This is a genomic window from Microcystis sp. M_QC_C_20170808_M3Col, from assembly GCF_007095505.1.
In the GTDB taxonomy this organism is placed as follows: Bacteria; Cyanobacteriota; Cyanobacteriia; order Cyanobacteriales; family Microcystaceae; genus Microcystis.
Genome location: NZ_SFBY01000454.1, coordinates 1 through 12,434, shown reverse-complemented (window position 1 = coordinate 12,434; position 12,434 = coordinate 1). Strand labels below are relative to the sequence as shown.

Annotated in this window: 13 protein-coding genes; 9 read left to right on the top strand and 4 right to left on the bottom strand. The window is 41.5% G+C overall.

All coding sequences use genetic code 11. The features are described from left to right. Positions 1-216 precede the first annotated feature (216 nt). The 5 genes from EWV84_RS20875 to EWV84_RS20855 all read left to right on the top strand — a co-directional run bounded on the left by EWV84_RS20875 (position 217) and on the right by EWV84_RS20855 (position 3,899). A complete protein-coding gene (locus EWV84_RS20875; protein ID WP_287079813.1) occupies positions 217-1,005 on the top strand; it encodes an ABC transporter permease in 789 nt (262 codons plus the stop codon). A gap of 145 nt (positions 1,006-1,150) precedes the next feature. After that, positions 1,151-1,735: a pseudouridine synthase gene (locus EWV84_RS20870; RefSeq protein ID WP_286825306.1), complete on the top strand. Its 585-nt coding sequence runs from the start codon at positions 1,151-1,153 to the stop codon at positions 1,733-1,735. Positions 1,736-1,838: 103 nt separating this feature from the next. Further along, a complete protein-coding gene (locus EWV84_RS20865) occupies positions 1,839-3,227 on the top strand; it encodes an AAA family ATPase (protein WP_287079812.1) in 1,389 nt (462 codons plus the stop codon). Further along, positions 3,227-3,505, top strand: a complete 279-nt coding sequence (locus EWV84_RS20860; protein ID WP_287079811.1) for a hypothetical protein — start codon at positions 3,227-3,229, stop codon at positions 3,503-3,505. Before EWV84_RS20865 ends, EWV84_RS20860 begins: the two co-directional genes overlap by 1 nt. Before the next feature lie 118 nt (positions 3,506-3,623). Further along, positions 3,624-3,899: a hypothetical protein gene (locus tag EWV84_RS20855; RefSeq protein ID WP_287079809.1), complete on the top strand. Its 276-nt coding sequence runs from the start codon at positions 3,624-3,626 to the stop codon at positions 3,897-3,899. 74 nt (positions 3,900-3,973) lie between these two features. Here the strand turns inward: EWV84_RS20855 and EWV84_RS20850 are convergent, their stop codons facing one another. Further along, positions 3,974-4,402 carry a Tery_1686 family protein gene (locus EWV84_RS20850; RefSeq protein WP_002743840.1) on the bottom strand — a complete coding sequence of 143 codons (429 nt, stop codon included), beginning with the start codon at positions 4,400-4,402 and terminating at the stop codon, positions 3,974-3,976. A gap of 197 nt (positions 4,403-4,599) precedes the next feature. Here EWV84_RS20850 and EWV84_RS20845 point away from each other — a divergent pair, with 197 nt between their 5' ends. Further along, entirely contained in the window at positions 4,600-5,901 is a 1,302-nt protein-coding gene (locus EWV84_RS20845) for a hypothetical protein (RefSeq protein ID WP_287079808.1), read from the top strand. A 369-nt stretch (positions 5,902-6,270) separates the two neighbouring features. Here EWV84_RS20845 and EWV84_RS20840 read toward each other — a convergent pair whose 3' ends face one another. Continuing rightward, the gene (locus EWV84_RS20840) at positions 6,271-7,797 is read right to left on the bottom strand and encodes a YifB family Mg chelatase-like AAA ATPase (RefSeq protein WP_286825302.1); all 1,527 of its coding nucleotides are present in this window, start codon (positions 7,795-7,797) and stop codon (positions 6,271-6,273) included. Positions 7,798-7,977: 180 nt separating this feature from the next. On the opposite strand from EWV84_RS20840, the gene EWV84_RS20835 reads away from it, so the two are divergent. Together EWV84_RS20835 and EWV84_RS20830 are read left to right on the top strand one after the other, a co-directional pair. Beyond that, positions 7,978-8,319, top strand: a complete 342-nt coding sequence (locus EWV84_RS20835; protein WP_287079806.1) for a histidine triad nucleotide-binding protein — start codon at positions 7,978-7,980, stop codon at positions 8,317-8,319. A gap of 94 nt (positions 8,320-8,413) precedes the next feature. Continuing rightward, positions 8,414-8,950: a retropepsin-like aspartic protease family protein gene (locus EWV84_RS20830; RefSeq protein WP_287079805.1), complete on the top strand. Its 537-nt coding sequence runs from the start codon at positions 8,414-8,416 to the stop codon at positions 8,948-8,950. 31 nt (positions 8,951-8,981) lie between these two features. Here EWV84_RS20830 and hppD read toward each other — a convergent pair whose 3' ends face one another. Next, positions 8,982-10,067, bottom strand: a complete 1,086-nt coding sequence (hppD, locus tag EWV84_RS20825; RefSeq protein ID WP_287079804.1) for a 4-hydroxyphenylpyruvate dioxygenase — start codon at positions 10,065-10,067, stop codon at positions 8,982-8,984. Between the two features lie 198 nt (positions 10,068-10,265). Continuing rightward, the gene (locus EWV84_RS20820) at positions 10,266-10,970 is read right to left on the bottom strand and encodes an SDR family oxidoreductase (RefSeq protein ID WP_287079803.1); all 705 of its coding nucleotides are present in this window, start codon (positions 10,968-10,970) and stop codon (positions 10,266-10,268) included. A 131-nt stretch (positions 10,971-11,101) separates the two neighbouring features. Here EWV84_RS20820 and sat point away from each other — a divergent pair, with 131 nt between their 5' ends. Continuing rightward, positions 11,102-12,271, top strand: a complete 1,170-nt coding sequence (gene sat / locus EWV84_RS20815) for a sulfate adenylyltransferase (RefSeq protein ID WP_287079802.1) — start codon at positions 11,102-11,104, stop codon at positions 12,269-12,271. The last annotated feature ends 163 nt before the right edge of the window (positions 12,272-12,434 follow it).

Genomic DNA, 12,434 nt, shown 5'->3' with positions numbered 1-12,434 from the left:
CGAGGTTTTCTCTTTGTTCCCCTGTTAGATTGACTTTATCTCGCCGACCTCTTCCCATTAAAATGTCCTCTGCTTGTTCGAGCTATTGCCCTATTTTAGCTGAAACAGTCCACTACATTTTACTACATTTTACTAAACTGGGATGAGCCACTCTTGAAAAAGGGGACAAATATTAATTATTATTAAAAGTATATTTACTAATTAACCAAAATACCAGTGAAACTAGCTCAAGCTCAGACGATATTAACAGACACTTTAACCGTATTTTGGGGAGAATGGCTAGATTTACGGGCGAGAGTCCTTCAGATCGCCGCCACAGGTTTAGTTTCTCCCCTAATCTATATTATCGGTTTCGGGTTGGGGTTGGGAAGCGCCCTCGATCGCTCGATGAAACCCTCGATCGGCGATTCTTATCTAGAATTTATTTTACCCGGAATGGTGGCCCTGTCCTCAATGGCGATCAGTTTCGGGGGAACCACCTTTTCCATCTGTGGCGATCGCTTATTTAGTAAAACCTTCGAGGAATTATTATTACTTCCCGTCCATCCCCTCTCATTATTTTTAGGCAAAGTTTTCGCGGGAATTTTGCGGGGTGTCATGACTTCTGCAGCAGTGATTCTCGTTGCTATCTTGTTTACAGGAAAATTTGCCAGTTTTCTCAATCCCCTCTTTTTATTAGTTTTAATCTTAAATTGTGCCGTCTTTGCCAGTTTAGGGGCAATTGTCGGATTGCGAGTTACATCCTTCGAAAGTGTCGGTCTGTATAATAACTTTATAATCGTGCCGATGTCTTTTTTAGGAGCAACTTTTTTCGATCCACAAACCTTACCCTGGCCATTAAAAATTATTGTTTATTCCTTGCCCCTCACCTATGCTAGTCTGGGATTAAGAGCCGCAGCCTACGATATCAATCAATTTCCTTGGTTCGCTATCCCCATTTTATTAATCGTCGCTATTCTTCTCTCGATCATCGGTGCTTATCAATTCTCCCATCAAAGGGATTAAATCAGTGATCAGTTATCAGTAATCAGTAATCAGATTTTAGTTTTCGGTGAACAGTATTAAGTGGCAAGTTCCGAGCTTTCTTTTCACTGTTTACTGTAATCCTGACTCCTATCTCCTGACTCCTATCTCCTGACTACTTTTTACTTTGAATAAATATATCCTTTTTTATAAACCCTACGAGGTATTATGTCAGTTTACTGATGAAAATGGGCGCTCGACTCTAAAAGATTATATTCCCATCCCCAATATCTATTCTGTCGGTCGTTTAGATAGGGACAGCGAGGGATTATTATTACTCACAGATAACGGTCAATTACAGCATCGTTTGGGTCATCGTCAATTTGCTCATCCGCGTACCTATTGGGTACAAGTCGAAAGAATTCCTGACCTAAACGCTTTAGAAAAATTGCGTCAAGGTCTTCCTATTCAGGATTATCGCACTCGACCGGCAATAGTTAATCTACTAGATTTTGAACCAGATTTACCCCCCAGAGAGCCACCGATTCGTTATCGAAAATCTGTCCCCACCGCTTGGTTAGAAATTACCTTAACTGAGGGGAGAAATCGTCAGGTAAGAAGGATGACGGCAGCTGTTGGTTATCCCACTTTAAGATTAATTAGAACAGCCATTACTATTGACAAAAACAATAAATTATGCTTAACAGGATTACAACCCGGTCAATGGCGAGAAGTGACTGAAAAAGAGAGAAAAGCCTTAGAAAGGTTATAATTTTTGTAAGCAACCTTGATAACCAAAATTGAATGTATAGTTTGGGACTTGATCAGATGATCCACAATTATCTATAATCGTGAATATTAAACTTAAGACAAATATGAAAGTTAAAATTAAAAATCTTGGCATTTTAAAACAGGCAGAATTCAGTCTAGGCGACCTGACAATTATCTGTGGTAGTAATAATACAGGTAAAACTTATGCTACCTATGCTTTATTTGGTTTTTTATATACTTGGCGAAGACTATTAATGTTGCCAAAATTTGGACTCAAAGAAAAAATTGATCAACTACTTTCTGATGGTGTAATTAGTCTCGATCTACAGGAGTATGTTCAACAGTGTGAAAGTATTCTTACTACAGGTTGTCAAAGATATGTTCGACAAATACCTGAAGTTTTTGCGGCCAACGAGGAGAGGTTTAAAAATGTTGATTTTCAGATAGAATTAAATTTTGACAATATTCAATTTAAAAAGAAGTATGAAAGGAAAATTAGTACAGCAACATTGGAAATTATCTCGATTAGCAAACCTGAAGATGAGCCTTATTTATCCATTACATTATTAACAGAAACAGAAAAAATAAATCTGCCAGTGCATTTTCTTGAGGATATCATTTACGACAGTATCAAAGATATAATTTTCTCTCAGTTTTTTCCCAGGCCATTTATTGCCAGTGCAGAAAGGACAGGAACGGCAATTTTTCGCAAAGAGTTAAATTTTGCTCGTAATCGTTTACTGGAAGAAATTAGCAAAAATAGCAATTTTAATCCTAGAGAACTGTTATTTAATGTTTCTCAGGATTATGCGCTCCCGGTCAAAGAAAATGTAGATTTTACTAGACAAATAGAAACAATTGTCAAAAAAACTAGCTTTATCGCCGAAAATTATCCCAGTATTTTAGAAGATTTTGCCGATATTATTGGTGGTCAATATATGATTACTAACAATGATGAACTTTATTACATTCCTAAAGGAAAAAAACTTAGACTATCGATGGATGAAAGTTCTAGTGCTGTACGTTCTCTTTTAGACATTGGCTTTTATTTAAGACACGAAGCTCGCATCGGAGATTTGTTAATGGTAGATGAACCTGAATTACATCTCCATCCAGAAAATCAACGCCGTATCGCTAAACTTTTCGCTCGACTGATCAACATTGGTATTAAAGTTTTTATCACTACTCACAGTGATTATATTATCAAAGAAATCAACACATTAATTATGCTCAACCATGATCAACCACACCTGAAACAAATTGCCGCAGAAGAAGGCTATAGACAAGAGGAATTATTATCGGCCGATCAAGTTAAAGTCTATATTGCTGAACAAGCTTTAGAGATGTTAAAAGGAAAAAAAAGAAAGACCAAATTTAACACTTTAACTCCCGCTAAAATTGATCCAGAAATGGGTATCGAAGCGCGCAGTTTTGATACTACTATCGAAAATATGAATCGTATTCAAGCGGCTATTATTTGGGGTGAGGAGTAATGTCTGATATTGCTATGCTCAAAGAAATGATTAAGGATTGTGCGATAGTAGATTTGGAATATCAAAAAGAATACAAACGAGATAGCTATTTACTGAAACTGACAGAAACTCAAGATAACTATTCGTTTGTGGTTAATGGAATGCCGAAACCCGATGAGGTTATTGTGATCAAGCTAGATGAGTTTTTTGATGTCCGCAGAATTTTTACTGGTAGTAAAGGTGAGTGTAAGCGTGCGTGTGGAAACGAGGTCTATACTGATAGAATATCCGCAAAATAGTCCTAAAAGTCTTGCCAAATAAGCACTTCAGGATTACATAAGCAAAAATTATCACACAAAGTCGAGAAGAGCCATTATCGCTAATACCACTTCTGAAAAAGTTATCCTTTGTTTGGAAATGAAGAAAAGCAGAGATGATAATTCATCGATAATTAAACAATTAAAAGGAGCCAAATGCTTTGTCTCTTATTGTCGTGAAATCGGACGCTTATTTTGGAATCAACCCGATTTTCTTCGGGACTATCAATATCCCTTTGTTAGTATTAAAAATATCAGTATTTCTAAAACAACCACCAGCAGCCCTAAATTTTCTCAAAAAAGTGAGATTCATGATCAACCAGAAAAAATGTTAAAAATTTCCGCTAAAGCCAAGCACTTTCAAGAATTAATTTAGTCCTATAGCTTTACATTATGAACGATTTAATCTCGATCGAATAACGATCTTTTGCCGAGAGTGCCGAAAGAGCCTTATCGATGCTCATTTTTAAAAACTTCAAACACCTGCCGGCTGAAATATTTTAACTTATCAGCCACTTTGGGAGAGGGTTGATAATTGCCGACTAATTGCCAATTTTCCACCGTAGATAGTCGCCAAGCGGTTCCTTGATGGTTAAAAGCCTGCATTTCTAAGCCAATCAAACGCTGATGCTGATCCTCGCTATCGAGATGAAAACGAATTTGTACCAGAATACTGCGCCCTTGAATTCTGGGACTCCAACCGGGAAAATGGAAAGCGATATCGATCGAGTCAGGATCCGTTAACTCCCTTGTGTGGGGATCATTGCGCCAAGGTTTCAGATCTGCCTTTGCATCGGGGAATTGTTGCTTAAACAGGTTGACGAGTGTGGCGATCTTCGCCGTTAATTCTAATCCTTTTGCCTGTTCCGACGCATTCATGTTCACCTCTGATAATTGCTTATAAAGTAACTATTTATACAGTTTAGCCCTGCTTTTTGCGACTATTGCACCAATTATAACGATATTTTCTCGATCGAGTCCAAAATGCCGCACCTGTCAATCAAGATAGCGCGGCCAAAAAGACAAAATCAAAACTAAACTAGAAAATAGGATAATCGACAGGAACAGTATTTTCTATGAATCCCCAAGAGTCTCTATTACAATCGATCGAAAAATTAGGCTATCGGGTTACGGTGGGTGATGTGGCGGCAAAATCGGGTTTAGAGATTAACGCTGCACAACAGGGATTATTAGCTTTAGCTGCGGAAGCGGGGGGACATTTACAGGTAGCAGATACGGGGGAGATTATTTATCTTTTTCCCGAAAATTTTCGCTCAATTCTTCTGAATAAATATTGGCAATTAAAGTTAAAAGCTTTCGGTAGTAAAATCTGGCAAGTAGTTTTTTATGTTATTCGCATTTCCTTTGGCATTGTTTTAATTATTTCGATTTTAATCCTCTTGCTGGCTATTCTGGCGATCCTGATAGGCTTAATGTTCAAAGATAGTGACTCGGATAATAATTCTGGAGATAGCAAAATTAATATTAACTTCTTTCTCACTGACTTTTTCTGGATTTTTTATCCCGATTTTGGTAATAACTACTACGAAAAAAGAGATAGGGAAGTTAAGGCAGAAAAACCCGCTAGTAAGATGAATTTTCTGGAGTCAGTTTTTTCTTTTCTTTTTGGCGATGGCGATCCTAATTTTAATTTAGAGGAGAGACGCTGGCAAACTATCGGTCAAGTAATTCAAAGTAATCGTGGCTCGATTATTGCTCCACAAATTGCTCCCTATCTCGATAGTATTACCGCTAGTCATGAGGAGACAGAAGACTATATACTCCCAGTTTTAACTCGCTTTAATGGCTTGCCGCAAGTGTCCGATCGAGGCGATATTATCTATTATTTTCCCGATCTACAGGTGACAACCAAAGAGAGAAAAGTACAAGCAGTTTCCCCCTATCTAAGGGAAAAACGTTGGAAGTTTAGCGAAGCGGATAGTGGTCAAATTATCTTAGCTTTAGGTTTAGGGGGGGTTAACTTTATCCTCGCTTTAGTTTTAGGATTTTTGCTCAACAGTGATAGTGTCGATTTGAGCGGTTCTCTGGGGTCGATAGTCACAGGGATCTACGGTTTTCTCCTCAGTTATGCCGCTGCTTTTTTGGGGATTCCCCTCGGTCGTTATTTCTTTTTGCAGTGGAGAAATGAGCGGGTTAATCAACGCAATCAACAGCGAGAAAAAAGAGCAGATTTATTAGCACAAAGTAATCCTGAATTAGAGCAAAAACTTGCCTACTCTCGTCAATTCGCTGACCAAAAAGTGATTACAGATGCTGATATTAGTTATTCTACCGATCAAGACTATCTCGAACAAGAGATCGAGCGCTCCGATAAAATCGATCGAGAATGGCAAAAACGCTTAGAATCCCCCGATTAATCGCTCAAATCCCCACCAGTAAGTTTACTAAAAAGAGGGCGAAGGCAATTCGCCCCGACCAGAAAAAATGCTCTTTAAGTAAGTAGTTATAATTCAATTGAAGATAGATTCTGCCCGGTGCATCTCACATTTGCAGAAATACCCACAATCAGCAATTATCAGGGACTCTTAAATGATGACAAATGTGTCAGCAGCTGCCTGTAAGCATCCCACCGAAAAACTAATGCGCGGGGGGTTTGGGGGCGGCGCCACGACCCCAACGGGGGGTTTGGGGGGTAGAACCCCCCAAAGGCTTGGATTGAGTGATAAAATCGGAAGTAATGCCAAATGTTAGCCGAGAGTTTCTGACAATTTTTAACACCTACCTACTTAACTTAAACGATCGAGAGTGCGATACTGAATTGCTTCGGCAACGTGGGAACTTTTCAGCATTTCACTATCTCCTAAATCGGCAATGGTGCGGGCAACTTTGAGAATGCGATCCATTGCTCGGGCCGATAAACCCAATTTTCGGATTGCTCCTTCTAAAATATGGCGACTGCTATGATCAAGAGCGCAAAAACCCCGCAAATGCTCGGAATTCATCTCCGCATTAGAGCGAATCCCGGTATTCTGAAAGCGATCGCTGGCCTTTTGTCTGGCCCTTTCTACCCGTTGCCGCACTTGCTCAGAAGCTTCTCCCCGACTCTCTTGGGTCATTTCTTCCGGTTTCAGGCGATTTACCGTCACTTGTAGGTCAATACGGTCTAAAAGCGGTCCCGATAATTTCGCCCAATATTGTTCCCGTTGTCGCGGTGAACAGCTGCAGGGTTGCACCGAATCGCCGTAATAACCACAGGGACAGGGATTAGTACTGGCCACCAGGGTAAAACGTGCCGGAAAAGCGACGGAAAGACGAGTGCGAGAAATGCTCACATAACCATCCTCTAGGGGTTGCCGGAGATATTCCAAGACACTGCGCTTAAATTCCGTTAATTCGTCCAAAAATAAAATACCACGGTGGGAAAGGGAGATTTCTCCCGGTCGGGGATAAGTGCCACCTCCCACCAGCGCTGCCCCGGAAGCGGAGTGATGGGGACTGCGAAAAGGACGCTCGCGCACCAGGGAACCTCGATCTTTCAGTAATCCGGCGACGGAATGAATCTGGGAGACTTCTAGGGATTCGGCAAAGGTTAACTGCGGCAGAATTCCGGGTAAACGTCGCGCTAACATGGTTTTACCGCTGCCCGGCGGCCCGACAAAAATTAGGTTATGACCTCCAGCTGCGGCAATTTCCAGGGCCCGACGGCCAATTGCTTGGCCTTTGACATCCTTGAGATCGGGGAGATTTACCTGCGATCGCCCAAATTCCTCGGCAGCGTTAAAAGTCATCGGTGAATAGCGATCGGGTTCATTTAAGAAATTTACCACTTCCGATAGATGACGAAACCCATACACTTGTAAGCCTTTAACCACGGCCGCTTCTTTGGCATTATCGGCGGGAACCACTAAACCCTTAATCCCCATTTTTTCGGCGGCGGCAGCAATGGGTAAAACCCCCGCCACGGGACGCAAACTACCATCGAGGGATAATTCGCCTAAAAAGAGAAAATCCCCCAATAAACCGGCTTCTACCTGTTCGGAAGCCCCTAAAATGCCGATACTAATCGGTAAATCATAAATCGGCCCCTCTTTGCGGATATCGGCGGGACTTAAATTGATGACAATTTTGCGGATGGGAAAGGCAAATCCGGCATTTTTTAGGGAAGCTTTTACCCTTTCTTTCGACTCCTGCACTGCGGTATCGGGTAAACCCACCACGGCAATTCCGGGTAATCCCCCCGATACATCCACCTCTACCCCGATTTTAATGGCATCGATGCCGATAATTGCCGCACTCCAAACCCTTGCTAACATTTTGGCTCAAGTAAAAATAAAGTGAGTTCTTAGGAAAATGAAACAGGATGTTAGGCTATTTTTCCGCATAAAAATGATTTTATCTGGGAATTTACCCTGAAAATCACCGTATTTATCGGGATAACCTAGCCAGAAAAGCTGAGAGCTTAATGGTATAGTTGAAAAAAAAGTAATTTGTCTATGAGCGAGACTATTTTTAGCAAAATTATCCGTAAAGAAATTCCTGCCTCGATCGTCTATGAAGATGATCTGGTCCTCGCTTTTCGAGATGTTAATCCCCAAGCACCCACCCATATCCTCATTATCCCCAAAAAACCGATTCCGAAACTAGAGGAAGCCAGCGACAGCGATCGAGAGCTATTGGGACATTTGTTACTAACTGTTAAAAAGGTGGCCGCCGAAGCTAAATTAAGTCAAGGTTATCGAGTGGTGATTAATAATGGGGAACAGGGAGGTCAAACCGTCGATCATCTTCATGTCCATCTCTTAGGCGATCGCCCAATGGCCTGGCCTCCGGGTTAAACTCCCGTTGTTTTCCCGCATTTTTGCGGAATTCTAGAGCTAGAAGCCTTCTTTTCCGAGTCTGTCTTCTCGATTTAGTTACCTTTTGCTCCTGATGAATAAGTCTATTTCTGCGATCGCATTGGCCAGCACCCTGCTGCTATTTCCCTTCACCCCTACGACTCTCGCTCAATCGGAATGCTTTCTCCAAAGAGGAGATGGACAACACATAGATCTTAGCCGTCTCTGTGGCGGTTCATCTAGAAATAGGAAAAATTCCCCGCAAGTTTATCAGCTACCGATTCAACGCCGGGTTAGCGGCATTCCCACGGTGATGGTAGTTTTTAATAACCGTCACTATTATGAAATGCTTTTTGATACGGGAGCTAGTGGCATCGTCCTTACCGATGCCATGGCGAAAGCGATGAAAGTCAAACGGGAAAGGGAAGTACTCGTTCATACCGCTGGCGGTGTCGTTAAGGTTTATCTTGGTCGCATTAATTCTATTAAAGTTGGCGAGGTGGTTTTATCTAATCAAATTGTTGGTATTTCTCCCCAAATGGAAGGGTTAGGACTCTTGGGACAAACTTTTTTTGGTTCCTATGATGTCACGATCAAAAAAGATGTGATCGAATTACGTTATCGTTCATAGTCTGACGGGAAAAATGATCGCTTTCCTGACTCTAATCTAAAGTTTCTCTCTCTATTTGTTCCCGTTCGATCGCTTCAAATAAGGCCCGGAAGTTGCCTTCTCCAAAACCTCTAGCGGCATGACGGCGCTCGATTAATTCAAAAAAGAAAGTCGGCTGGGAAAAAATTGGTTTAGTGAAAATTTGCAGTAAAGTCGGCTTTTCTGGGAGGGAATGACTATTTTGTTCAAAATCGATGAGAATTTCCTGTTTTTTAATTTCTGACCATTCCCAATCAGCAATATTAAAATCTTTTTTTTGATGGTTAATTTGTTGATAATAACTATTGGGAACTGACAAAAAATCTACTTTTCTTTCTTTTAATTGTTGAGTTAATTTTAAAATATTTGCTGTTTTTAAAGCAATGTGTTGAATGCCAGATTTTTGATTAATATCTAAAAATTCTTGAATTTGAGAACTGTTACTATCTGGCTCATTAATCGGTAATTTTAATTCAGTTTCGGGGTGAACAAGTACCTGAGAATAAAGACCAGAACGCTCCGTTTTAATAATAAAAGTTTGCCTTTTTTTAAAGCCTAAATTTTCCTCATACCAATTGGCTGTTAACTCTAAATTCCCCTGAAAAACATTTAAAACTAAATGATCAATTGCCAGAATATCCTGATTATATTGTTGCTTACTATCATACTCAATTAGATTAGGATCGGCTAAAATTGGCGTGATTCCCTGTCTTTCAATTAACGTATGTTTGAGATTAGCAATGCTAGAGATTTGACAGCTTTTTATCTTACCCCTAGCCAAAACAGTTTCCTCAATAAAAATGTCCTGTTTAATTCTCCTAGCTAAACTATCTAAATCCTCCACTTGAAAAGCTACATCCGCCACCCCTTCAGGATATTTACTTAAAAATTCCGCCACGGGACTAAGGGAATTTAAGGGAGAAGATAAGATAAAAATAATCTGTTTAGTTTTATCTTTTTGGATGCCATTGCCAACTATTTCCGTGTGCGTGTGGAGATTAACTAAACTTGCGATCGTCTGAAAATCCATCACCCGCACAAACCAATCTCGCCATTTTTTGGCCGATTCTACATAAAAATGAATATGATCAATAAACATAGATAAAGTCAAAAAAGTGGTTGAGTGTTAGGAGGTGGGGAGTGGGGAATGGGGAATGGGGGAGTGGGGAGTGGGAATTATGAATTATGAAGTGAGGAATGGGGAAGTGGAGTAGTGGGGTATTGGGGGAATTTCAACTAAAACCCCAACACCCTAAAACCCTAAAACCATAAAACCCTATCTCCTGACTCCTGAGGACTAAAAAAAGAGATGACTATCGGGTTGAATATTAATTTCCATGGGGACGGCTTGGGGTTCAGCATTCATGGCAAAATAGATAGCATCGGCGGCGGTTTGAGCGGTTAACATTTTAGTGCGATCAACTTTTAAGCTCACCTGATCCCAAAAAGGAGTATCCACACCACCAAAATAGAATAAAGTCATTTTAATACCATAGCGTTTTAACTCATCGGCCAAACATTTACTAAAACCGACCACCCCGTACTTAGAAGCACAATAAGCGGCAGCCATAGCCATAGAATGCTTACCTAAAATTCCCACCACATTACAGATATGACCGTACTTATTTTCCTTCATCACATTAGCCGCAGCCTGACAGGTATAAAAACTCCCCTTCAGATTGAGGTCGAGCATTTTATCTAAATCTTCCGGCGTAATTTTATTGTATTGTTTCATCACCCCGGCTCCGGCCGCATTAACCAACACATCCAACCGGCCGTAATGGGAGACAATTTTTTCCATCAAAGTTTCTACCTGAGTCGGATTGGTGATATCCGTCGGCACAATTAAACAGGGACAACCCAACTCACTAGCTAAATTAGATAAATTATCGGCATTTCTGGCCACTAATACGAGTTTATGACCATTAACAGCTAGTTTACGCGCTAAAGTGGCACCGATACCCCCCGTAGCACCGACAATCAGGACAACTTTTTCGCTCATAATTATTGATAATTCTTTACAAATCTTATTGTAGGCCTTTCGCCCCAGAAAAGCATCGACAGTCACGCCCCTTTGATTAAGCTTTAGCCAACTTCTGATAGGATAAACCGTGACAATGTAAAGAAATTTTTATGACTGTACTGACCGAAGGAATCGCGCCCCACGGTGGGCAATTAATTAATCGTATTGCTACCGCTGCCGAAAAAGCAGAATTTCTGGCCCTAGCTGAAAAACTACCGCGAGTTTCCCTAGATGAACGAGCGCTCTCGGATTTAGTTATGATTGCTATTGGTGGTTTCAGTCCCCTCAAAGGCTTTATGGAACAGGACGACTACGAAAAAGTCGTCGATGATATGCGTCTAATCAATGGTTTACCCTGGGCAATTCCCGTGACTCTTTCCGTTAGCGAAGAAGTGGCGGATCCCCTCAAAGAAGGCAACTGGATTCGTTTAGATGACAGCGCAGGCAACTTTGTCGGAGTCCTAGAGCTAACCCAAAAATACCGTTACAATAAGGCCCACGAAGCAGTTAACGTCTATCGTACCGACGACCAGAAACATCCCGGGGTAAAAGTCCTCTACGAACAGGGAGAAATTAACCTCGCAGGTCCAATATGGTTACTTCAGCGCGATCCTCATCCTCAGTTTCCCAAATATCAGATCGATCCTCTGCAATCGCGGAAAATGTTCCACGAAAAAGCTTGGAAAACGATTGTCGGTTTCCAAACCCGTAATCCCATCCACCGGGCCCACGAATACATTCAAAAATGCGCCCTAGAAGTGGTAGATGGTTTATTCTTGCATCCTCTTGTCGGCGCTACCAAAAGCGATGATGTGCCGGCCGATGTGCGGATGCGTTGCTATGAGATCATGATGGATAAATACTTTCCCCAAGATCGCGTTATTCTGGCTATCAACCCCTCAGCTATGCGTTACGCCGGCCCCCGGGAAGCAATTTTCCACGCTATTATCCGTAAAAACTACGGTTGTACCCATTTTATCGTCGGTCGTGACCATGCCGGAGTCGGAGACTACTACGGAACCTACGATGCTCAGTATATCTTTGATGAGTTCGAGCCGGGGGAATTGGGAATCGTGCCGATGAAGTTTGAACACGCTTTCTACTGTACCCGCACTTCGGGAATGGCAACCACTAAAACTAGCCCCAGTTTACCGGAAGAAAGAATACACCTTTCGGGAACGAAAGTCCGGGAACTGCTGCGTAAAGGAGAATTACCACCTCCGGAATTCTCCCGTCCAGAAGTGGCTGCCGAATTAATCCGCGCCATGCGAGAGTCTTGACATCCTCACCGCCGTAAAACGGACGGTGATTCCCAAACCTCACAATTTGGGTTTCTGCTTCTTTCCCTTGCGGGGTTCCGCACCTGCCTTAACAGATTTACTCTGTTCTGGTCTTATGGTCGCTCTACAGACTGACACCGCAAGTCCTGCGGCCAAAATGTTT

Bases quoted from the DNA above. Each gene is read 5' to 3' on its own strand.
- hppD (WP_287079804.1), bottom strand. From the start codon at position 10,067: ATGTTTATTGATCATATTCATTTTTATGTAGAATCGGCCAAAAAATGG.
- EWV84_RS20820 (WP_287079803.1), bottom strand. From the start codon at position 10,970: ATGAGCGAAAAAGTTGTCCTGATTGTCGGTGCTACGGGGGGTATCGGT.
- EWV84_RS20840 (WP_286825302.1), bottom strand. From the start codon at position 7,797: ATGTTAGCAAGGGTTTGGAGTGCGGCAATTATCGGCATCGATGCCATT.
- EWV84_RS20830 (WP_287079805.1), top strand. From the start codon at position 8,414: ATGAATAAGTCTATTTCTGCGATCGCATTGGCCAGCACCCTGCTGCTA.
- EWV84_RS20845 (WP_287079808.1), top strand. From the start codon at position 4,600: ATGAATCCCCAAGAGTCTCTATTACAATCGATCGAAAAATTAGGCTAT.
- sat (WP_287079802.1), top strand. From the start codon at position 11,102: ATGACTGTACTGACCGAAGGAATCGCGCCCCACGGTGGGCAATTAATT.
- EWV84_RS20850 (WP_002743840.1), bottom strand. From the start codon at position 4,402: ATGAATGCGTCGGAACAGGCAAAAGGATTAGAATTAACGGCGAAGATC.
- EWV84_RS20865 (WP_287079812.1), top strand. From the start codon at position 1,839: ATGAAAGTTAAAATTAAAAATCTTGGCATTTTAAAACAGGCAGAATTC.
- EWV84_RS20835 (WP_287079806.1), top strand. From the start codon at position 7,978: ATGAGCGAGACTATTTTTAGCAAAATTATCCGTAAAGAAATTCCTGCC.
- EWV84_RS20860 (WP_287079811.1), top strand. From the start codon at position 3,227: ATGTCTGATATTGCTATGCTCAAAGAAATGATTAAGGATTGTGCGATA.
- EWV84_RS20855 (WP_287079809.1), top strand. From the start codon at position 3,624: ATGAAGAAAAGCAGAGATGATAATTCATCGATAATTAAACAATTAAAA.